Raw genomic sequence first — 22,933 nt, 5'->3', positions numbered from 1 at the left:
TTTAATCCTGATGATCACTAAGACTATTAATAATTTCTTCCATTTTTGCACTACGCGAACCTTTAACTAAAAGTGTCGCATCGCCTTTTTCTTTTAATAAATTTTTTAAAAATATTGTTGCCGTATCTTTATCATTGAAATGATAACCAACAGAGCTAAACTGGCTAATTAAAGCGCTGTTTTTGCCAACACTGACAACACAATCTAAGCTGGCTATTTTAGCTGTTTCGCCAACTTGTTGATGAAGTTTTTCAGAATTTTTACCTAATTCAGCCATATCCCCTACAACAAGGACTTTATAGCCTTTTTGTTTAGCTAAAACATTGATTGCAGCAGTCATCGATCCAACATTTGCATTATACGAGTCATCTAAAATTAGCTGCTTATCATTAAGCCAAATTGGATAAAGTCGCCCTTTAACTGGTAAAACAGATTCGAGGCCAGCTTTAACTTGTTTTAAACCCGCACCTACAGATATTGCTAAAACAGAAGCTGCTATCGCATTTGATATATTATGCAATCCGAGTAAGGGCAAATTAATATTTACCTCGCCAATTGGCGTATGTAACGTAAATTTAGTTATAATACCTTCAAAGATTGCACTGGCATAAAAATCAGCATTTATCTGTTGTAACGAAAAAGTATACATTTTTTGGTCTTTCAAATTGTCTAACCATTCTTGTCGATAGTTATCCAAATTGATAATAGCAACCCCTTCTTTAGATAACCCTAAAAATATTTCACTTTTAGCTTTAGCAACGCCATCTAATGAGCCAAATCCCTCAAGATGAGCTTGTGATATATTATTAATCAACGCACTTTGTGGCTTAACGATTTTAGTCGTATACGCTATTTCACCTATATGATTTGCACCAAGCTCAATAACAGCAAACTCATCTTGAGATGTCAGTCTAAATAAAGTTAAAGGGACACCAATATCATTATTAAAATTCCCATTGGTAAAAAGGGTTTTACCACATAGAGATAAAATTGCCGCAGCCATCTCTTTTACTGATGTTTTGCCAGAAGAGCCTGTTAGTGCGACAACTTTTGCTTTTGATTGACTTCTAACCCAAGCGGCAATTTGACCTAATGCTTGATGAGTATCTTTAACAATAATTTGAGGCGTCTTATCATCAATCTTATGATTAACCAACACCACAATCGCACCTAACACTATGGCTTGTTTAGCAAAACTATGTCCATCAAATATATTCCCCACTAAAGCGATAAATAATGAATCGCTAATAATGTTTCTCGAGTCTGTAGATATGTCATTAATTAAAGTATTTTCATCTTTAATCGCTATCAACTTGCCATCAACAATTTGTTGTAACTGTCTAATTGAAAGTGCAATCATATGGTTGTCCCTAAAAAGTGACTGACGGTTTCTCGATCTGAATAATAATGTTTAGTATTACCTATAATTTGATAATCCTCATGCCCTTTACCTGCAACAAGAATAATATCCGTTTCATAATTAGCATGCTCGATTGCCCACTGTATTGCGCTCGTTCTATCTTTGATAATTTTGATATTATCAAACTCAATAAATCCATTAACTATGTCGTTAATAATTAAATCTTCGTTTTCCGTCCTCGGGTTATCATTAGTGATAATAATATTATTAGTATGGGACTGAGCGACTTGTGCCATTAAAGGGCGTTTACCTCTATCACGATCACCACCACAACCAAAAATAACCCATAATTTACCGTTACAATGCGTACTTGCCGCGATTAAAGCTTTATCGAGGGCATCAGGCGTATGAGCATAATCAACAATTACGGTTGGTTTTCCCTTAACGGTAAATATCTCCATTCGACCATTAATCGGTAATAAAGCCCCAGCGCTATTAACTAAAGCTGAAAAAGAGTAATTTAATGACAGTAAAGCTGCAAATGCTAATAACAAATTGGAAACATTAAACGCCCCAAATAATCGACTTTGCAAAATACCAGTACCAAAACTGCTTTCAAAAATAATTGATGCACCTTGGTCATGGTAGCTTACTGAAGATACGGCAATATAGCGTTTTCCTAAAGCCTGAACTTTAGTTAAATTATCTGGAATACAAGTTACAACAACAACATCATCTAATTGATTAATCCATGATAAGCCAACATTATCGTCAAAATTAATAACGCGTTTACCCGAACTTTTGACTGCAAGCTCATCATTTAATGGTGAAAATAATGACCATTTTGCCTTATTATAATTATCCATTGTATAGTGAAAATCTAAATGATCACGGCTCAAATTAGTGAATAAACTAGCAGAAAATGTGACATCACTTACTCGCCCCAAAGCCAGTCCATGAGATGAAACTTCCATCGCAACGATTGTTACACTTTGCGTTAGAAAATCAGCAAGATGTGATTGAATATCTACCGATGATGGAGTTGTATTTACCGACGGCCTAAGGTGACCATAAATCCCGTTGCCAATAGTGCCAATAATCGCGCTTTTTTCACCAATCAATGTCGCCCACTGCGCAATAATTTGACTTACCGTCGTTTTACCATTTGTACCAGTTATACCAACAACATTCATTTTTTCTGAAGGGTTATCATAAAATGTATTAGCAAATGCAGATATTTTATTAGCCAACTGGTAAATATTAATTTGAAGTATTTTTTTACCATCGACTAAATGATAGGTTAATGTCTTATCATGCTCGGCAAGCTCTGCGTCAGCTAAAACAGCAATAGCCCCAGCTTTGATAGATTTCTCAATAAAATCACGTCCATCGGAGCTCTGTCCTTTCAAGGCAATAAATAGATCACCTGCCATAATTTGACGACTATCTAATTGAAGACGGGTAATATTTTGATCGATGAATGGATAGGATGTTAATGTATCGATGTATTGTGGCAATACACCAAAATAATTAACTAGCTTTTTTAAATTATAATTAGCCATTTCATCCTATCCTCAATAATTTGAGCTTTAATCTATATCAATTTTATTTAGTAGATAATCATTTGATTATCCAATTCTTTATCTGGTTCAATATTCATGATTCTAAGTACGCCACCCATAATACGACTAAATACAGGAGCAGAAACGGTGCCGCCATAATATTGTCCAGATTTAGGGTTATCGATAATAACAACTAATGAATATCTTGGTTTAGTTGCTGGTGCAATACCTGCTGTGTACGCAATATATTGGTTAATGTATTTTCCACTAGGGCCTAATTTTTTAGCTGTCCCAGTTTTTACACCGACACTATAACCAGGCACAGAGGCTTTTGTACCACCACCACTAATAGCAACCGCTTCCATTAATTTCAGCACTGTTTTAGCTATTTTTTCATCTACAACACGTTGACCTTTTACCGGTTCATTAACCTTTAATATTGAAACTGGTCTATAAATACCGTAACTCCCAATTGTTGCATAAGCTCTCGCTAATTGCAGAGGAGTCACCATTAAACCATAACCAAATGAAAATGTAGCCCTTTCTATGTCAGACCAACGAGTCCTGTTAGCAGCTATTTTACCGCTAGATTCACCACCAATACCTAATCCAGTTGACTGCCCTAATCCAAAACGCGCATAAAACTGAACGAGCTCTGAAGGCTTCATTTGCAGCGCTAATTTACTCACGCCAACATTACTCGATTTTTCTAAAATCCCGGCCAAGTTAAGTGATTTTTGATATGAAACATCTTTTACCTCATATCGATTAACATAAAATGGTCTAGTATCAATAATAGTATTTAAATCAACAATTTTTTGTTCTAGTGCTGCCATTACAACTAATGGTTTTACGGTTGAACCAGGTTCAAAAGCATCAGTAATCGCCCGATTTCTCAATAAACTTGCATCAATTTGCGAACGGTTATTTGGGTTATATGATGGATTGGTTGCCATCGCCAAAATTTCGCCCGTCCTAATATCAACTAAAACCGCAGTCCCACTATCAGCTTTATTGAATTCAACCGCTTGAGCTAATTCTTTATAAACTAATGATTGCAAGCGTTCATCAATACTTAATACTAAATCAGCAGCAACTTCACCATCCACTCTTTCTAATTCTTCTATCACACGGCCAAATCGATCTCGCCGAACCACTCGCTGTCCCGACTCGCCAATTAACCAGTCATTAGAACTTTTCTCAATACCTTCAGTGCCGCTCTCAATATTTTTATCAACATTAGTTAAGCCTATTAATTGGGCTGTACTTTCACCAACTGGATAATAGCGCTTTGATGTTTTTTCAAAATATACACCGGGTAACTTTAATTTTTTTAAATATTCCGCATTAGTCGGTGTAATTTGCTTAGCTAGATAGACAAAACGTAATGATTTTTGTGTCAATTTCTGCTCTAATGTCGCTATTGGTATCGATAAACTCTTCGCTAATTCTTGCCACTTTAAGTCATTTACATCTACTGAGCCTGATTGCAAAATAACTTTAGGATCACTCCAAACATCATACATTGGTACACTAACTGCTAAAGCTCTACCATTACGGTCAACAATCATCGCTCGAGGTACACCAACATTTTGATAACGAATAGAGCGTTTATCACCTTCTGTAATTAACCGCTCAGGATCGACTAATTGTAATAATGCTAGTTTTAAAACTAAACCTAAAACAGCCGCAAAAATAAAGCCATAAACGACATAGAATCGCCATTTAGCAAAAAATTTATTTTCTATTATTTTTTTCTTCGCTACTTTCATTATCGATTCTTTATAACAATTACTGTCTCATTTTTAGGTAATACATGTTCCATACCTAGTTTATTTACACTTTGTTCTATCCGCTTAGGATCGGCTAATACATTTTCTTCTATAATCAAATTCCGCCATTCACTTTCAAATACATCTCGCTCTAAAATCAACTGTTCTTGAATAAAAAGCTGTTTTCTTGTTTGCTGTGTAGTCCATAATATAGAAATAGCTGAAACAACAATTAAACCAACTAATAATAACGATAACTTTTGACTTTTAAATAAATCACTAATAATCAATTTAACTAAACTAAAACGATTTTTAGCACAGCTACTCATCTTTTATCCGCTCAGCAATACGTAACATGGCACTGCGAGACCGGGGATTGATATCAATTTCATCCTTAGATGGCTTTGTTTTACCTAATAACTTTAATGAACAAACTCCGTATTTTTTTATCTGTTCTTCTGTTAAAGGCAATCCTTTAGGAATATCCGGCCCTTTACTTTGTTTTGTCATAAACTGCTTAACAATGCGATCTTCTAAAGAGTGAAAACTGATAACTGCTAATCGCCCCTTATTTACTAATATCTCAAGGCTAGCTTTTAAAGCGTGTTCTACTTCCTCAAGCTCGCTATTGATGTAGATTCGAATAGCTTGAAAACTTCGAGTAGCAGGATGTTTATGTCGTTCTTTAACAGGACTTGCATTACTAATTAACGTTGCAAGTTCTAATGTGCGGGTCAAAGGAGACTGCTGATTTTGAGTGACAATTGCTCGAGCGATTCTTTTAGAAAATCGTTCCTCACCAAATGTTTTTAGAACCCAAGCAATATCCTCTTCATTACTTTCCATTAACCATTCACTTGCAGAGATGCCCTTAGTTAAATCCATTCTCATATCTAATGGACCATCACGCATAAATGAAAAACCACGTTCAGGATCATCTAATTGTGGAGAAGACACACCTAAATCTAATAAAAATCCATCAATTTTTCCTAATAGGTCTAATTCTTCAATATAGTGTTTTACATTAGAAAACTCACCGTGAATAAAGGCAAAACGGGGATCATCAATTGAGCTAGCTTCTTGTATTGCTTTAGGATCACGATCAATTGCGATTAACCGACCATTTGGTCCTAGTTTTTCCAGTATTAATCGAGAATGACCGCCTCGGCCAAAAGTACCATCAACATAAATACCGTCGCTTTTTATCGCAAGTGCATCTATCGCTTCATGTAATAATACTGTTTTATGTTGATAATTCATTTTTACCACTAAATTGTTAAATTTTTTAGATTGTCAGACAATTCACCAATATCCGCGGGAATTGCAGCAATATCTTCAGCAATCTGTTCGTGCCAGATTGTTTCATCCCAAATCTCAAATTTATTTGACTGTCCGACAAACATAATACTTTTATCTAATTTGGCATATTGTCTTAAAGTCATCGGAAGCAAGATTCGACCAGCATTATCCATTAAACATTCCGTTGCATGGCCAAGCAATAATCTTGCAATACGTCTTTCGACCTCAATCATTGACGATAATTTAGCAAGTTTTTGTTCAATTTGATGCCACTGCGCAATCGGATAAAGCATTAAACAAGAATGGTGTAAGCCTATAGTACAAACTAATCCTTCAGACAATAATTCACGATAACGAGTTGGGATCGCTAAACGTCCTTTGCTGTCTAAGTTGATTGAAATTGCACCACTAAACACGATTAAACCCTATTTACCATAAATTTAAAATCAAATAAAATCAAATGGTTATAAATAATTTTGTTTTTATTCCACTTTTTACCACTTTTTACCACAAAAACGTCGATAATGATAGACCTTTCACTATTTTTTTACACTGGTTATTTATCTAGTATATTTGATAGAATAAGGAATTGAGGGGATCTTATTGAATTGGTGATTAGTTTAGTAACTGCCGAAAAAAAAGAAAGGATATGCCAATTTAATTTATCCAAATAAACGAAATATCATTTTATCTGGATAAATACAGACTATTAAGTATCAATACTTTGTAAAGTATTTTTATACCTTAAGCCATTTTCACAGTAGTGCTCAGCATTAATCTGAATACTATTTAACTCGTTATCCGTCAATTTACGAATAACTTTTGCTGGGGAACCTAATATCAAGCAGCCTTCTTCGTAAGATAGTTTTTGTGTGACTAAAGAGCCTGCACCAACAATACAGTTTTTAGCAATTCGACTATTATTAAGTATAATACTTCCCATACCAATAATAACATTATCATCAATAAAACAACTGTGCAAAACGGCATTGTGCCCTATTGAAACATTGCGACCAATTTTACATGGTAACTCAAAATCGGTGTGAATCGTCGCATTATCTTGTATATTACTATTTTCACCCATAATAATTTGACAGATATCCCCGCGTAATACAGCCGAAGGCCAAACTGTTACATTTTTTTCTAAGGAGACATCACCAATAACTGTCGCAGAGGGTGCAATATATAATGCGGCTTGAATATCGGGGATCAAATCCCCTAAACGATAAATCATGATCACTACCTCAAATTAATAGAATTAATTTCGGCCTCTGTTAATGGTCGATACTCGCCCTCTGCAATGTCTAAATCAATAGCGCCTATTTGCTGTCGATGTAGTGCAACGACATGATTACCTGCGGCAGCAAACATTCTTTTTACTTGATGATAACGCCCTTCACTAATAGTTAAACTGGCATTTAGTGGATCAATAATATTAAGTTTAGCAGGTCTCGTTAGCTCTTTTTCGCCTTTAAGTAAAATACCCTTGGCAAAAGTATCAATTAAATCTGAGGATAAAGGTTCTGCAACAGTGACTAAATATGTTTTTTCGCAATGGTGTTTTGGTGATGTGATTCGATGTGACCATTGACCATCATCAGTTAACAAAACAAGACCGGTTGTATCTAGATCTAAGCGCCCTGCTGCATGTAGTTTTTCAGCCATAGGCTCATCAATAAAATAAGCAATAGTTGGATAATCAGGGTCATCTGTTGAACAAACATAACCTTGTGGCTTGTGAAGCATAAAGTAACGTTTACTATCAACACGCTCAATAATAGTATCTTGATATTTGATAACCTGATCAGCTCCAATTTGGTAAGAGCCTGATTTAATAACTTGATCATCAACAGTTACGTAGGAAGCCTTTAACTCTTTATTAACAAGGCTACGGCTAATACCTAAATGGTGGGAAAGAAATTTATCTAATCGCATAAAAACTAACTTCAAAAGTAATACATAATGATTATTCTAAAGGAAAAATTATTTAATCAATACTTTTTTATTAATTAAAATTGCCTATTTAGTTTTTAAATCACCTCTTAGATGTTTAAGATTGGGGATAATTATTGCAACCAAAATTAAGGCAACGCCGATCCATTGATTATAATGAATTAATTCTTTTAAATAAAAGTAAGATGCAATAACTGCAACGGGTAGCTCGGCCGCTGATAAAATTGCACTAAATGAAATACCAACTTTAGGGATCCCTATTGAAAATAGTAATGGTGGTAATACGGTTCCTAATAGTGCTAGCATCAATCCCCATTGATACAATTTATCATCAAGAGTTAATTCAAATAAAAAAGTAGGTGGAAAAATAATAAATGTGATAAAGCATGCACCAGTTATCATTAATGCACTTTTCTTCAATTTAGGTAAGTGATTACCGACTCGACTGCTCATTGTAATAAATAAAGAATACGTTATGGCGGCCAAAATGCCAAAAAAGCACCCTTTTAAATTTAATGAAATATGTTGATTAAAAATACCTGCGGCCAAGCAACTGCCGATTATAATAATAAAAACAACTAGAATTTGAAATAAAGTTGGCCTATTCCTAAACACAAAACAATCAATGATAACGCTAATCCAAAGATACTGCATCAATAAAACAATCGCTATTGAGGCGGGAATAAGTTGTACACATTGATAATAAAAAATACCGACTAAGCCTGGGCAAAATCCAGCTAAACAAACACGCCATAATTGATAATTACCATTAAATGAACGAGTGTTTACTATTACTTTTTTCTTACTAAAAAATTTATAAACCAAATAAAGGCCCCATAGAATTATCATACCAAAAAAGCTTTGTACTCCAGTAACTTCTCCTAACGAATAACCTGCTTTATAAGCAGTTTTTACAATAGACGACAACACACCAAAACTACATGCACCTAGCAAAACGAGAAGACCACCAATAAACCGCTCTTTCATATAATATCTCTATATTATTTGGGTATATTAAAACCAACATATTGTATAGATTGGTGAAAGGTTTTAATATCTCTCACCAATCTAGGGTTATAATGCTTTTTCTGTGCTTTTATAATTAAATGTAAAATAGAAAATAATCGCTAATAGCATTGAATATGCAGCGAAAATTAACCATATAGAGTGCCAGTCTCTAATATCTGCTGTAGTATAAATATCGACGATTTTACCACTAGCAATTGCGCCAATATATGCACCAAAACCATTAACTGCTGTCATAAATAGCCCCTGGGCACTCGCTCTAATATTTGGGCTAACTTCTTTTTCAATAAAAATAGAACCAGAGATATTGAAAAAATCGAAGGCACAGCCATAAACAATCATTGAGAGTAGTAGTAAAGTAAAACCAATCGGAGAGGGATCACCAAAAGCAAATAGCCCAAAGCGTAATGTCCAGGCAACCATGCTCATGAGCATAACTGCTTTTATACCAAATTTTCTTAAAAAGAATGGAATAGCTAAAATAAAGCCAATTTCAGCAAGCTGTGATACCGAGAGCAAAATAGACGGATATTGTACAACTAAGCTATGTTCAAATTGCTTTATTTTTACAAAATCATGTATAAATGGGCTGCCAAAGATATTGGTAACTTGTAGCACAGCACCAAGTAACATAGCAAAAAGGAAAAAAACTAACATTGAGGGCTTTTTAAATAAAACAAAAGCATCTAAACCAAAACGAGCTTGCCAAGTTATATCTGTTTTTTTAACAACAGGCATATAAGGTAACGTTGATGAATATACAACTAATAATAAGGATGCTGCCGATGCAATATACAGCTGCATGTTGCTCAGTTCATATTTTAATAGACTAATTCCCCACATTGCGACAACAAAACCAATAGTCCCAAAAATCCTAATCTTAGGAAAATTATCGACTGAGTCTAAATTATTCTTTTCCAAACAAGAATAGCTAATTGAATTAGATAAAGAAAGTGTGGGCATAAAAGCAAACATATTAATAAACATGACCCAAAACATAATAGTAGGATCATTAATTGATGCAGCATAAAAAAAGGAGATACAACCAATAGAATGGCATAACATATAAAGATATTTTGCAGGTACAAACTTATCGGCAATAATACCAATAATACTTGGCATAATAAGAGCTGCAAATCCTTTAGAGCTAAAAACTAGGCCAACATCAGTGCCTGAAAAATTTAGCGTTTGCATCATATAGGCGCCAAATGTAATTAGCCAACTTCCCCAAATAAAATACTGCAAGAATAACATCGTTTTCAAACGAAACTTGATATTCATTATGGCTTCTCCTTGAAAAGGATATCTCCTCTTTTAGGAAGAGATATCAAAATCTGAAAATTATAATTAGAATTTAGCGATGGTTTCAGTAATTAATTTCAAGAAAGTTGACTTCACTCTTTCAGCGGTTTCGATGACTTCATCATGACTTAATGGTTGATCTAAAATGCCGCATGCCATATTAGTTAAGCATGAAATTCCAATGGTCTCAATCCCCGAATGACGAGCAATTAATGCTTCAGGTACCGTTGACATACCAACTGCATCTGCGCCTAATGTACGAATCATTCTAATCTCAGCAGGCGTTTCATAAGTAGGCCCTGTCCACCATGCATAAACGCCTTGCTGTAAAGTAATACCTAAGCCTTTAGCGACATCTGATACAATGCCTCTTAATTTTTTACTATATACTTCACTAACATCAAGGAAACGAACACCTAATTCAGAATTATTCGGCCCCATAAGTGGGTTATTAGCTGTTAAATTAATATGATCCGTAATAAGCATTAAATCACCTGGTGCAAAATTGGTATTTACTGCACCACAAGCATTAGTAATAATCAGTTTTTCTACACCAAGCATTTTCATTACACGTACAGGGAATGTGACTTGGTCAAGAGAAAACCCCTCATAATAATGAAAACGCCCTTTCATTGCGACAATCGTTTTGCCCGCAATATCACCAATGACTAATTCATTTGCATGACCAACTGCAGCTGATTTTGCAAAATATGGAATATCATCATAAGGGATATGCACTGCATTTTGTAACGTATCAGCAAAAGCCCCTAAACCTGAGCCTAAAATAATACCAATGGTTGGCTTCTTACTAGTAAGGTTTTCGATATAACTAACAGCAGATTGAATATCAATTGTTTTATGCATGATGAATTTCCCTATTTAAAAAATATTAAATTTATACTAATGAGTATGACAAAAATAGTTTTACAAATCTGTGATCTTTTTATCAACTTGAGAAAAAGCTCTCAAAAATAGCCTTATAATAACAACTAGATGACAAAATGAGAACTCAATGATACTCTTTTTATGAAACGCCATGGTACATTAAACTAAATAAGATAAAGGCTTGGGATGTGATATAAATTATAAAATGATAATTAATAATATTATTTTATATTCAAACAGGGAGAGCACATTGAATAATCTGATATTAAAAGAATTCTTCTTAGCAGAAAATCACAAAGCAAAAAATTTAAAAAAGATCTATAAAGAGATCTTGCGAGAAGGTTTAATATCGGTAGATAAAATAATTGATAAAACACATATTAAGCCGGCTACTTGCGCAAGATTATTAGATGAATTAGTACAAAATAATCTAATCCTAGCAAACCAACTTGGTAAATCAACAGGAGGAAGACGGCCTATTTTATATCGTGTTAATCTAACTATTGGTTATTTAATTGGTATAGAAATTACCGGAATATTTTCAACTATTTTATTAATGAACATTGAATTATCAATCATAGATAAAATAAAACTAAAAACGAATGATAATAAAATCAATCTCAATCTTTTAGATCTCATCATCGATAACATCCATAAAATTTTAGCCAATAACCAGCTATCCGCCGATAACATTTTAGGGATTGGCATATCCAGTGATGACTTGCTTAACCAACCTGATTTAAATAAAAAAAATGATACCCATGACATTACTAATATAAAAAATTATCTCAATAATCACCTGCCGATCTATCTCAAGCTTGGCAGTGGAACAAATTTCGCTGCAATTGCCGAACATAAATTACATTATACAAATTGCAGTAAACGTTTTGTATTTACAAGCTGTGATATAGAAATTCGTAGTAGTGCAATTATTGATAGTGCGCTCCCATTAACGCAAGCTAATATGACAGGGAGTTTTGGGCATATGATAATTGAGAAAAAAGGTCGCCTTTGTTCATGTGGTTCTCGAGGCTGCTTACAACAATATTGTGCATTACCCGCATTAAAAAAACAGATTATAAAAAAAATAAAAAATGGGGAAAACTCAATTATAAATCAGTGGGTAAGCTCAATTAAAGAGATAGATTACCACATAATATTTAAAGCATTCGAGCAAAATGACCTACTCGCCATTTCTGTGCTAGAACAAGCCGCACATGATTACAGTATAGGATTATTCAATTTAATTTTAACATTCCAGCCCGATACGGTTATTTGTGGTGGTACACTTGTGCCTAAAAGTTCATTTTTTAAAATAATTAAAAAAAATATCGAAGAAAAACTCAATAATTACCCACAACTTAATACAAAAATTTATCCAGCATCCGCGTCTTACGATATTGTATCACAAGGTGCTGGAGCAATGATTTTAGAGCAATGGTTAAAATAAAGTCTATGTAACAAGTGGCCCATAAATATCAAAACGATGATTTTTAGTTTTTATAGATGAAACTGGTTTTTGTTCTGCCATAAACTGAGCATAACTTGGACGCTTAACCACCACACGTTTGCGAGCAATACTTCGAGATAGATCTAATAATAAATCAGCATCATCATCACCGCCAACGAGCAGCTGAAAAACACGCATTTCTTTCTTGACCAAAGCGCTTTTTTGCCGATGAGGAAACATTGGGTCAAGATAAACCACATCAGGTTTATCGGTGACTTTTGACAATTTTTCTAAACTATTATTATGCATTAAAGATAAGCGTTGCGGTAACCAATCAGCCATTTCTGGATCTTGGTAAGCACGATTTAAACCATCATAAAGTAAGGCTGCAACTACAGGATGGCGTTCAAACATTGTAACGCGGCAACCAATTGCAGCTAAGACAAAAGCATCACGTCCAAGGCCTGCAGTAGCATCAATCACATTGGGTAAATAATCCCCTTTAATACCGATAGCTTTTGCAACAGCCTCGCCACGTCCACCACCAAATTGACGACGATGAGCCATTGTACCTGAAACAAAATCAACATAAATGCCGCCTAACTTTGGTTCATCTAGCTTAATCAACTGTAAATTGCCATTAATAATAGACAACCGAAATACAGTATTAAGGTTTTGTTCATTAATCCAATGATTTGCTTGTTCGACTAAATCCATTTTACTTCCATAACCAACAATGAGAGGGTAACTTTCCAATTACGATATCGTTATATCTTTGATTGTAATACAAACAAAAAAAAGCACCAATACTATATTGGTGCGTATTTAATATTGACAATAAGTATGATTACTTAATACCGTAATGACGTAACATTGCTTCTAACTGAGGCTCTCGTCCTCGGAAATTTTTAAATAGTGTCATGGGTTCATCACTACCGCCTTGAGATAAAATATGGTCTAAAAAGTCATTACCCGTTTTAATATTAAAAATGCCCTCTTCTTCAAAACGAGAAAACGCATCAGCAGATAAAACTTCCGCCCATAAGTAACTGTAATAACCCGCTGCATAGCCGCCAGCAAAAATGTGGCTAAAAGCATGTGGGAATCGTCCCCATTGTGCGGTTGGTGTCACGGCTACTTTTTCTCTTACTTGCTGTAATGTCTCAAGAATTAAAGCACCTTTAACTGAAGAATACTCATAATGTAAACGAAAATCAAATAAACCGAATTCTAGTTGACGTAAAATAAAAAGAGCAGCTTGGTAATTTTTGGCATCAAGCATTTTATCTAACATATCTTTAGGTAACGTTTCACCTGTTTGATAATGACCCGAAATAAAGGCTAATGCCTCAGGCTCCCAACACCAGTTTTCTAAAAATTGACTAGGTAGCTCAACAGCGTCCCATGCAACACCATTAATACCAGAAACTGATGCAGTCTCAATTTTCGTTAACATATGGTGTAGCCCATGACCGAACTCATGAAACAGTGTTGTAACTTCATCATGTGTAAATAAAGCAGGTTTATCGCCTATAGGGCGATTAAAGTTACAAGTTAAGTACGCAACAGGTTTTTGTAAATGACCATCAGCAAATCGCATCTGCCCGATGCAATCATCCATCCAGGCACCACCACGCTTATGCTCTCTTGCGTACAAATCAAGATAGAAACTCGCTTTATAATCACCTTTTTGATCATAAAGATCAAAAAATCGGATCTCTGGCGACCAAACCTCTACACCTTGGCGTTCTTTAACTGTAACACCAAATACTCCATTTACAACTGCAAATAATCCACTTATAACACGATTTTCGGGAAAATAAGGACGAAGTTCTTCATCATTAATCGTATATAAAAACTGTTTCTGTTTTTCGCTATAATAGCTAACATCCCATGGTTTTAAATCACTGGCACCAAAATGCTCATACGCAAAGCGTTTTAATTGGGCAAGTTCTTCCTCACCTTGTGGTTTTGCTTTATCAGCCAAATCAGTTAAAAAACGAATAACTTGTTCTGGTTTTTCAGCCATTTTAGTTGCTAAAGACTTATGAGCATAAGAATCAAAGCCAAGAATATGAGCAAGTTCATGACGTAACGCTAATATTTGTTTAATATTGTCAGTATTATCCCATTTACCTGCATTTGGTCCTTGATCTGATGCCCTTGTCGAATAGGCATAATACATTTCATAGCGTAACTCACGATTATCGCAATACATCATAACTGGAATATAACTTGGCATATCTAACGTTAATAACCAACCATCTTGACTTTTAGCTTGCGCTTGAGCTTTTGCAGCTGCAAGTGCACTTTCTGGTAAGCCCGCTAATGCTTGAACATCTGTAACTAATTTAGTCCACCCCATTGTGGCATCTAAAACATTATTACTATAGCTAGAAGATAACTCAGATAATTTAGCAACGATTTCACCATAACGTTTTTGCTTACCCTCATCAAGTCCAATACCTGATAACTCAAAATCACGTAAAGCATTGGTTATCGATTTTTGCTGCGCTTTAGTTAAAAGCCCAAACTCACAACTCTCTTTTAGGGACTTATAAGCTAAATAAAGTCCTTTATGTTGCCCAACCCAAGTACTATATTCTGATAATAAAGGTAAACAAGCTTCATAGGCATCTCTAAGTTCACTACTATTTTTAACCGAATTTAAATGACTCACTGGTGACCAAACACGACTAAATTTTTCATCAGCTTCATCAATTGGCTGAATCAAATTCTCCCAAGTAAAACTATCTTGTTTGACCACCCGCTCAATCACATCACGGCAACTCGCAATAGATTGTTTAACAGCGGGCAGGATATGCTCAGGTTTAATTTGTGCAAAGAGAGGAAGCTCTGATTTAACTAGTAATGGGTTTGTCATTATAATACCTTTATTAAATGCTTATTTAGTGAGTCGTGACATTTGTATTATATTGGCGTGAATTTTCTAAATTCAAGGGAAGATCTACTATAATTTATTCATAGCTTAAGCTAGAATAGTGCATAAACTTGCCAGAGTAAGTCATTAAAATGGATTATGATATTGCGATTATCGGTCTTGGCCCTGCGGGCGCAACGTTAGCTCGCTTGCTAAAGTCTGAATTTAAAGTAGTAGCTTTAGACAAAAAACAAGATTGTGGTTCTGATGGTTTTAATAAGCCATGTGGTGGTTTACTCGCTACCGATTCACAGCGTTCCTTTATTCGTTTTAATCTTAATTTGCCAACGGATATCCTCACGGATCCTCAAATATTTAGTGTCAAAACATTAGATTTACAAACGAACCTTATTCGTAATTATCAACGAACCTATATTAATTTTAACCGACATAAGTTCGATTTATGGCTAAAATCACTTATTCCAAATCATGTTGATGTAAAGCACAACACCCTTTGTAAAAACATTGAAAGAATCATTGATGGCTATCAAATTACTTTTATTGAAAATAACCAACAAAAAGTGATTACCGCTAAATACGTTGTTGGCGCCGATGGTGCAGATTCAATGGTACGTAGAATGCGTTATCCTACTCATACTATACGGCAATATATCGCCATTCAACAATGGTTTACAGAAAAACACCCCGTTCCTTTTTATTCTTGTATTTTCGATAATAACATAACCAATTGCTATGCTTGGAGTATTTCTAAAGATAATCACTTTATCTTTGGTGGCGCCTTTCCTAAAAAGGGAGCTAATAAGAAGTTTGAGCTGCTAAAACAAAAACTAGAACAAAATGGTTTTGTTTTTGGTTCACCTATCAAAACTGAAAAATGTCACGTTATTTATCCTCAGCGTTGGCGAGATTTTCATGTTGGTAACGAGCAAATTTTTCTAATTGGTGAAGCAGCAGGATTTATCAGTGCTAGCTCATTAGAGGGAATTAGCTATGCTTTTGATAGTGCAGAAATTTTAAGCCAAATTTTAAATGATGAAGCTAAAAATCCAAATAAAGCATACTACCAAAAAACAATCAAATTACGCCTCAAATTATTGAGTAAAATAATTAAAGCAAAAATATTAACGACGCCCTTGTTACGAAAAATAATTATGAAAAGTAAAGTGGCTCATATTGAAAATATCAAATAGTAATACCCATAATAATATGGGTATTACTTTACCATTAAATTTATTTAAATTTAAATAAAGGCTTACCATAATCCATTGGCGAAGTAGCAAAATAGTGAGCTATCGTCTGACCAATATCGGCAAATGTTGAACAAAGCCCTAAATTTTTAGCCGGTAAATTAGGGCTATAGATTAATACGGGAATATGTTCACGAGTATGATCAGTTCCGCTCCATGAAGGATCACAGCCATGATCAGCGGTAATAACTAGCATGTCGTCCTCTTTTACCAACGCTAGCATCTCAGGTAAACGGCGATCAAATAATTCAAGAGCCTGAGCATAACCTTCAATATTCCGACGATGGCCAAAATCTGAATCAAAATTAACAAAATTAGTAAAAACAATTGTATTATCTTTTGATTGTTCTATTTCAACTAAGCTTTCATCAAATAGTTCATCAATTCCCGTTGCTTTAATTTTTTTAGTAATACCAATATGAGCATAAATATCGGCAATTTTACCAATTGAAACAACCTCACCTTGTTTTTCTTCAACTAATTTTTGTAAAACCGTTGTAGAGGGCGGAGCAACGGCATAATCGTGACGATTACCCGTACGCTCAAACTCGCCAGCTTTATTACCAATGAATGGGCGTGCAATGACTCGACCTATATTATATCCACCATCAGTGAGCTCTTTACGGGCAAGCTCACATAATTCATACAACTTTTCTAAACCAAAAGTATCTTCATGACAGGCTATTTGGAAAACAGAATCTGCTGAGGTATAAAAAATAGGTTTACCCGTTTTCATATGTTCTTCACCAAGTTCATCTAAAACAACGGTGCCCGATGAATGGCAATTACCTAAATAACCGGGTAAATTGGCTTTTTTAACTAATATATCTAATAATTCCAATGGAAAACTATTAGTCTTATCAGCAAAATAGCCCCAATCAAATAATACCGGTACACCTGCAATTTCCCAGTGACCCGATGGGGTATCTTTACCCGATGATAATTCAGCAGCATAACCATAAGAACCAATAATCTGAGCATTCTCATCTAAACCAATAGGAAAAATACCACTAGATTCTTGAGCGGCTTTACCTAGACCTAATTTACTTAAATTAGGTAAATGTAGGGTATTTGGGCTACCATCACTATTTTTACGATGTTTTTCACACCACTGGGCAATATGTCCTAAAGTATTAGCACCAACATCACCAAATTTGTCAGCATCTTGTGTTGCTCCGATCCCAAAGGAATCGAGTACCATAATAAAAACACGTTTCATTCTCGTCACTCTCTATGATCTTTTATTAAAATTAATTATTGTTTATATAATATAACTAATTTTGAAATTTATTGATAAATTGTAATATTATTTTTTTTACAGTAGCTTAAATACTTGTCGTTAACATGTTCACTAATAATAATATCAAAATCAGCTAATTGGGCAAAACATGCTGATTTTACGCCATCAAACTTGCTACTATCAGCAACTAAAACATTAGTATTCGATCGGCTGATTGCCTTAATTTTCCAACTAACCTCAGGCAAATTAAAGCACGTCACACCTTTGAGTGAAATTCCGGCAGCCGAAATGAATGATTTTGATGGGCAAATAACATCTAAAGGAGATAGCTCATTAATTAAGGTAAATATGCTATTATCACTCTCAAAAATACCACCACAGAGAATTATTTTACAATTACCGCGTTTTTGTAATGCTTGAAACACATTAAGTGAATAACATAAACCTGTAAAATAAATTTGTGCGGGAATGTGCTCAATAACATAAGGAATTGTCGTTCCACAATCAAAAAAAATCATCTCATTGTTTTGTATAAGGTTTGCGGCTATACGGCCGATATGCCTCTTTTCACTAATATTTCGCAGCTGCTGTGCTGACATGAAATACTGAGAAATAGTATTGTATTCTTTGTTATAAACAATATACCCACCGAGCAAGTAGATAGGATAGGAAACAGCATGACTAAGATCTCGCCTGATTGTCATTTCCGACACATTAAGTAATTTTGCGGCGTCTTTTATATGCAAATTATCATGTTTATTTGATAATTCAATTAGCTGCGCTATCCGATCTTCACGTTTACTCATTTTTATCTATCTCAGCACTAATCATTAGCTAATAGCCGTTGTGGCTATTTTTTTCACCTGAAACGATAGAAACGCCAGAGCTGCTACCTAAACGCGTTGCGCCAGCACTAATCATAGCAAAAGCTGTTGCTTTATCTCGTACGCCACCCGATGCTTTAACGCCTAATTTATCACCAACAATTTCACGCATCAAAGTAACATCTTCAACCGTTGCGCCGCCAGAGCTAAAACCTGTTGAGGTCTTAACAAATTCCACCTCCAAATCACGACAAATTTCACTCACTGTTTTGATCTCATCTTTGCTTAATAAGCATGTTTCAAAAATGACTTTTAATAATGCGCCCGCATTTACTGTTACAGCTTTTACCTGACGGATATCATCGATAAACTTATCCATATAATTGCTTTTCAAAAAACCAACATTGATAACCATATCAATTTCATGGGCGCCAGCTTCAATTGCGGCTTTAGCTTCAAAAGCTTTTACACTCGTTAGGCATGCCCCCAAAGGAAAACCTATCACTGAACATGTTTTAACTTTAGATCCAGCTAACTCTTTTGATACTAAAGGCACATAGCAAGAATTAACACATACAGAGAAAAAATCATACTCAATAGCTTGCTTACATACCGCTTTAATTTCTGTATCGGTTGCATCCATTTTTAATAAAGTATGATCAATATATTTTGCATAATTTATTGATTCAATATTCATAATAATATCTCCTAAGACCGGTCGTTATACTAATATTGTCATAATAATAACAATTAAATGTTTCAATAGTAACATTTTAACTATAAACGTGATAAAAGTCTCAAAATGAATTTTTTTTAATTAAACATAATTTTAACAATGTCATAAAATAGCCGTTATTAGCTAGTTTTAGAGCGATAAATCATTTATCGCTGGAAGCTTTACGGATAGCTTCAAAAGCGTACAATGAAGCCAATTTAAACATTATTATGGAGAAGATCAGATGTCGATTATTCAAACAATAAAAAATACCCACGATGATCAAAAAATAGTGAGTAAAAGTGTTTATCAAACAACTTGCCAAGAGCATACAATACTAGTAATCACTCATCCACAATGTAGTGCGGCAATATCATTGCAAGGTGCTCATTTACTTTATTGGCAACCAAAAGCGTCATCATTGCCAATAATTTGGTTGAGTGAAAAAACGCTATTCAAAAAGGGAGTAGCTGTTCGAGGCGGCGTGCCAATTTGTTGGCCGTGGTTTGGAAAAGTAGCAGAGCCTGCACATGGGTTTGCACGCATTGTTGATTGGCAGCTAACATCATGCAGCGAAAATGAAGACGGCGTTGATATTACTTTATCATTGAAAGATAATGAAAAAACAAGGCAATATTGGCCCCATCATTTTGAACTCGAACTAAAGCTCCATTTAGGTAAAACCTGCCAACTAGAGCTCTCATGTCAAGGCGATTTCAATGCAACGGGTGCTTTACATAGCTATTTTGGTGTTAGTGATATATCAGCAATATCAGTTAGTGGGCTTGGTGATACTTATGAAGAACGGCTAACAACAATTAACAAGCCTAAAACAGCGGGAGAAATGACCTTTAACCAAGCTGTTGATCGGATCTATACTCACCCAGAGCCAATTTCATTAATTAAAGATAACGATCACACAATTAAAATCACCCATATTAATCATAGTGATGTTGTGACTTGGACACCATGGGATAACGCTAAAAATGTTGTCGATTTAGGTGAGCAAAGTTATCATAACTTTGTCTGCGTGGAAACATGTCGAATTAGTAAGCCAATAGAATCAAGTAATAAAGCAAAAACAAGCTATGGCGTAAAAATAGAAGTGATAAAATAATAATAATGGCAACCTAATCATCTATTGGTGCTAGGTTGCCAATTATAAATAAAAGCAAAGCTAAAACTTAGTGCTTCTTACAAAATCAATTTCCTCATTTTGCCAGCCGCTAGATAATGCCTTAACTAAAGTAGGATAACCATCTTTCGCTAAGCGAACTTTGAAATCAAAAGGTTTCAATGTAACTTGATCATTAAGATCTGTTATCATCCAATATCCTTTGATAACGGCGTCGCCTGTGTAACTTCCCTGAAAAGCATCAATAAATAACTTAACTTTAACAGCGGGTTGGCTTGTTAGTTTTGTTGTAACTAAATATCCCGGTAATAATGCTGACAAATCCTGAACAACGCGTTGTTGAATTTGATCAGATAATGGTGTTAACCATAAATTATTACTCGCCGTACTAAATTCAATCAGATCCGTTTGATACACAATCCCAGTAGTATCAAGATAACTTGCCAAGTTTATCGGCTCAATTACGATGATTTTATTAACGACTTGTGATTGCACTTTTTCGCTAGTATTAAAGTCGCTAATAAGTTGGTAATAAGCTTTATTGGGAATATTAGATGAACATCCCATAAGCATTAGCAATAACGAAGCAATAATCAACTTTTTCATTGTTTAATTTCCTTTTGCTTTTGGTTGTGGATCGGCTTTGGTTGGTGCTGCAAAAATTAACGCATTGCTTTTGTCATTTAAAGTATTAAGTAATGGTGTTAGCTGATCCATCAATGATTCAAATTTTTTCAAATCGGTATTAAGCTGATTATTAAATGGTGAACCAGGTTGTAATCCTTCTAAAGTCGCATTAATTGAAGCTAGTGTTTTCTTCATATCTTGCGGTAAGTTTTGCATTTCTTTGCTACTAGTTATTTTATTTAATGAATTGACTAATTGTTTAACTTCAGCCAATGATTGATTAAATTCAGTCACTGTTTTATTCAGTGGTAACTGATTAAAATTATCTAACGTTTGAATTAGTTTTAATTGAATTTGAGATAAGCCTGTTGAAATCGTCGCAATAGTATCATAACCAAACTCTGTTTTGGTTGAGTCAATTTTATCGTCTTTTACTTCAGGATAAAAATCGAGATCAACATATAATGAGCCAGTTAAAAAATTAATTGATTTTAGCGATGCCCTTAATCCAACTTGCTGCTCTTTAATAATTAAAGATGTCAAATCAATCGGTTCTTTACTCACTTCTGTTAACCGGCCGGGCTCTATACGAATAAGTACCGGAATATTATAACTTAATACAGATAATGACTTAAGCATCTCTGGGGTATAAAAAGGCACTTTACTAACTGTTCCCAATCGAATACCGCGATACTCAACAGGTGCACCAACACTTAAACCCGATATTGAATCCGTAAAAAATAACAAAAATTCATGATAATGAGTATATTGTGAGTCTTGTATCGCATTTTTATCTTCGTATAACTGATAAGTTGCTAATGATTGTGCCGGTATACCAAATTTACTACCTGTAGGTACATCAAAACTAATGCCGCCTGATAATAAAACTTCAAGTGATGGTATTTCTAAATTTGCGCCACGAGGCGATAAAGAAAAATTAATGCCGCCTTCTTTCCAAAAACGAACGTTATCGGTGACTAATACATCGTAAGGTTTAGGAATAAATAACTGATATTTCATCTGACGGGCATTGATATCAAAATCAGATGTTTCAACGTAACCAACAGTAAAACCACGAAACATAACAGGAGCACCGCGAGGAATAACATCGCTTTGAGTACTATTTAAATTAATTCGAATACCTTGTACATTAGGGCCTGCTAAAGGAGGATTGTCAGATAAATTGAACGGCTTATCATCAAAATGATTTTTTTCACTACCCGGAATTAACTCAATATAAACACCTGAAAGTAAAGTCCCTAAGCCAGAAATACCCTCTCGCCCAATTTGCGGCTTAACCACCCAAAATACCGAATCATTTTTTAATAACGGCTCCATATTTTTATAAATCTGGCCCTTAAGTATCACCTGCTGATAATCTTCACTTAATGTCACGCTTTCAATGATACCAACATCAACATTACGGCTCTTAATTACTGTTTTTCCAGCAATAATGCCATTAGCATCATTAGCAAGTAAAGTAATGCGAACACCTTGGTCAGCAAAATGGGCAAATACCATCCAAACACCTATTATTAAAGTAATAATAGGAATAATCCACACCGCTGAAATGCGATTGATTTTCAAATTTTTTGCTAATCGATTTGACGTCATACAACACCTTTTATTAAATA

Annotated in this window: 21 protein-coding genes; 3 read left to right on the top strand and 18 right to left on the bottom strand. The window is 34.7% G+C overall.

What is annotated here, in order from left to right; all coding sequences use genetic code 11:
* Position 1 precedes the first annotated feature (1 nt).
* The 11 genes from murF to RHO14_03755 form a co-directional block, all read right to left on the bottom strand.
* Positions 2 to 1,360: a UDP-N-acetylmuramoyl-tripeptide--D-alanyl-D-alanine ligase gene (gene murF, locus RHO14_03805; GenBank protein ID WVD71930.1), complete on the bottom strand. Its 1,359-nt coding sequence runs from the start codon at positions 1,358 to 1,360 to the stop codon at positions 2 to 4.
* On the bottom strand, positions 1,357 to 2,922 hold the full coding sequence (gene murE / locus RHO14_03800; GenBank protein ID WVD71929.1) for a UDP-N-acetylmuramoyl-L-alanyl-D-glutamate--2,6-diaminopimelate ligase: 1,566 nt from the start codon (positions 2,920 to 2,922) through the stop codon (positions 1,357 to 1,359). The genes murF and murE overlap by 4 nt, the downstream gene beginning before the upstream one ends.
* A 47-nt stretch (positions 2,923 to 2,969) precedes the next feature.
* Positions 2,970 to 4,694 carry a peptidoglycan glycosyltransferase FtsI gene (gene ftsI, locus RHO14_03795; GenBank protein WVD71928.1) on the bottom strand — a complete coding sequence of 575 codons (1,725 nt, stop codon included), beginning with the start codon at positions 4,692 to 4,694 and terminating at the stop codon, positions 2,970 to 2,972.
* Positions 4,694 to 5,023, bottom strand: a complete 330-nt coding sequence (ftsL, locus tag RHO14_03790; protein ID WVD71927.1) for a cell division protein FtsL — start codon at positions 5,021 to 5,023, stop codon at positions 4,694 to 4,696. The genes ftsI and ftsL overlap by 1 nt, the downstream gene beginning before the upstream one ends.
* Positions 5,016 to 5,954, bottom strand: coding sequence for a 16S rRNA (cytosine(1402)-N(4))-methyltransferase RsmH (rsmH, locus tag RHO14_03785; protein WVD71926.1), 939 nt, complete (start codon positions 5,952 to 5,954; stop codon positions 5,016 to 5,018). The genes ftsL and rsmH overlap by 8 nt, the downstream gene beginning before the upstream one ends.
* Positions 5,955 to 5,962: 8 nt before the next feature.
* Complete coding sequence (gene mraZ / locus RHO14_03780) at positions 5,963 to 6,409, bottom strand: division/cell wall cluster transcriptional repressor MraZ (protein WVD71925.1); 447 nt, start codon at positions 6,407 to 6,409, stop codon at positions 5,963 to 5,965.
* A 293-nt stretch (positions 6,410 to 6,702) separates the two neighbouring features.
* Positions 6,703 to 7,227, bottom strand: a complete 525-nt coding sequence (locus tag RHO14_03775) for a gamma carbonic anhydrase family protein (protein ID WVD71924.1) — start codon at positions 7,225 to 7,227, stop codon at positions 6,703 to 6,705.
* Positions 7,228 to 7,232: 5 nt separating this feature from the next.
* Positions 7,233 to 7,928, bottom strand: a complete 696-nt coding sequence (gene rsuA, locus RHO14_03770; GenBank protein ID WVD71923.1) for a 16S rRNA pseudouridine(516) synthase RsuA — start codon at positions 7,926 to 7,928, stop codon at positions 7,233 to 7,235.
* A gap of 84 nt (positions 7,929 to 8,012) precedes the next feature.
* Complete coding sequence (locus tag RHO14_03765) at positions 8,013 to 8,933, bottom strand: DMT family transporter (GenBank protein ID WVD71922.1); 921 nt, start codon at positions 8,931 to 8,933, stop codon at positions 8,013 to 8,015.
* A gap of 87 nt (positions 8,934 to 9,020) precedes the next feature.
* Positions 9,021 to 10,253, bottom strand: coding sequence for a nucleoside permease (locus RHO14_03760; protein ID WVD71921.1), 1,233 nt, complete (start codon positions 10,251 to 10,253; stop codon positions 9,021 to 9,023).
* 66 nt (positions 10,254 to 10,319) lie between these two features.
* The gene (locus tag RHO14_03755; protein ID WVD71920.1) at positions 10,320 to 11,138 is read right to left on the bottom strand and encodes a purine-nucleoside phosphorylase; all 819 of its coding nucleotides are present in this window, start codon (positions 11,136 to 11,138) and stop codon (positions 10,320 to 10,322) included.
* Positions 11,139 to 11,409: 271 nt separating this feature from the next.
* On the opposite strand from RHO14_03755, the gene RHO14_03750 reads away from it, so the two are divergent.
* Positions 11,410 to 12,609: an ROK family transcriptional regulator gene (locus RHO14_03750; GenBank protein ID WVD71919.1), complete on the top strand. Its 1,200-nt coding sequence runs from the start codon at positions 11,410 to 11,412 to the stop codon at positions 12,607 to 12,609.
* A 3-nt stretch (positions 12,610 to 12,612) separates the two neighbouring features.
* Here RHO14_03750 and RHO14_03745 read toward each other — a convergent pair whose 3' ends face one another.
* Together RHO14_03745 and prlC are read right to left on the bottom strand one after the other, a co-directional pair.
* Positions 12,613 to 13,365 carry a class I SAM-dependent methyltransferase gene (locus tag RHO14_03745; protein ID WVD71918.1) on the bottom strand — a complete coding sequence of 251 codons (753 nt, stop codon included), beginning with the start codon at positions 13,363 to 13,365 and terminating at the stop codon, positions 12,613 to 12,615.
* A gap of 91 nt (positions 13,366 to 13,456) precedes the next feature.
* A complete protein-coding gene (prlC, locus tag RHO14_03740; protein WVD71917.1) occupies positions 13,457 to 15,493 on the bottom strand; it encodes an oligopeptidase A in 2,037 nt (678 codons plus the stop codon).
* A 149-nt stretch (positions 15,494 to 15,642) separates the two neighbouring features.
* On the opposite strand from prlC, the gene RHO14_03735 reads away from it, so the two are divergent.
* Positions 15,643 to 16,701 (top strand): FAD-binding protein, encoded by a 1,059-nt coding sequence (locus RHO14_03735; GenBank protein ID WVD71916.1) that lies wholly within the window; start codon positions 15,643 to 15,645, stop codon positions 16,699 to 16,701.
* 40 nt (positions 16,702 to 16,741) lie between these two features.
* On the opposite strand, the gene deoB is transcribed toward RHO14_03735, so the two are convergent.
* The 3 genes from deoB to deoC form a co-directional block, all read right to left on the bottom strand.
* Positions 16,742 to 17,977, bottom strand: coding sequence for a phosphopentomutase (deoB, locus tag RHO14_03730; GenBank protein ID WVD71915.1), 1,236 nt, complete (start codon positions 17,975 to 17,977; stop codon positions 16,742 to 16,744).
* Between the two features lie 68 nt (positions 17,978 to 18,045).
* Positions 18,046 to 18,804, bottom strand: coding sequence for a DNA-binding transcriptional repressor DeoR (gene deoR / locus RHO14_03725; GenBank protein WVD71914.1), 759 nt, complete (start codon positions 18,802 to 18,804; stop codon positions 18,046 to 18,048).
* Between the two features lie 28 nt (positions 18,805 to 18,832).
* Positions 18,833 to 19,519, bottom strand: a complete 687-nt coding sequence (deoC, locus tag RHO14_03720) for a deoxyribose-phosphate aldolase (GenBank protein ID WVD71913.1) — start codon at positions 19,517 to 19,519, stop codon at positions 18,833 to 18,835.
* A 262-nt stretch (positions 19,520 to 19,781) separates the two neighbouring features.
* On the opposite strand from deoC, the gene RHO14_03715 reads away from it, so the two are divergent.
* Positions 19,782 to 20,654, top strand: a complete 873-nt coding sequence (locus tag RHO14_03715) for a D-hexose-6-phosphate mutarotase (GenBank protein WVD71912.1) — start codon at positions 19,782 to 19,784, stop codon at positions 20,652 to 20,654.
* A gap of 60 nt (positions 20,655 to 20,714) precedes the next feature.
* Here the strand turns inward: RHO14_03715 and RHO14_03710 are convergent, their stop codons facing one another.
* Both RHO14_03710 and pqiB read right to left on the bottom strand, forming a co-directional pair.
* Positions 20,715 to 21,278: an ABC-type transport auxiliary lipoprotein family protein gene (locus RHO14_03710; protein ID WVD71911.1), complete on the bottom strand. Its 564-nt coding sequence runs from the start codon at positions 21,276 to 21,278 to the stop codon at positions 20,715 to 20,717.
* A 3-nt stretch (positions 21,279 to 21,281) separates the two neighbouring features.
* Positions 21,282 to 22,913: an intermembrane transport protein PqiB gene (pqiB, locus tag RHO14_03705; protein WVD71910.1), complete on the bottom strand. Its 1,632-nt coding sequence runs from the start codon at positions 22,911 to 22,913 to the stop codon at positions 21,282 to 21,284.
* Between the last annotated feature and the right edge of the window lie 20 nt (positions 22,914 to 22,933).

It is taken from the genome of Orbaceae bacterium lpD04 (genome assembly GCA_036251935.1).
GTDB lineage: Bacteria > Pseudomonadota > Gammaproteobacteria > Enterobacterales > Orbaceae > Orbus > Orbus wheelerorum.
Note: the sequence above shows the minus strand (reverse complement) of the source record. Positions and strands in the feature narration are given on the sequence as shown.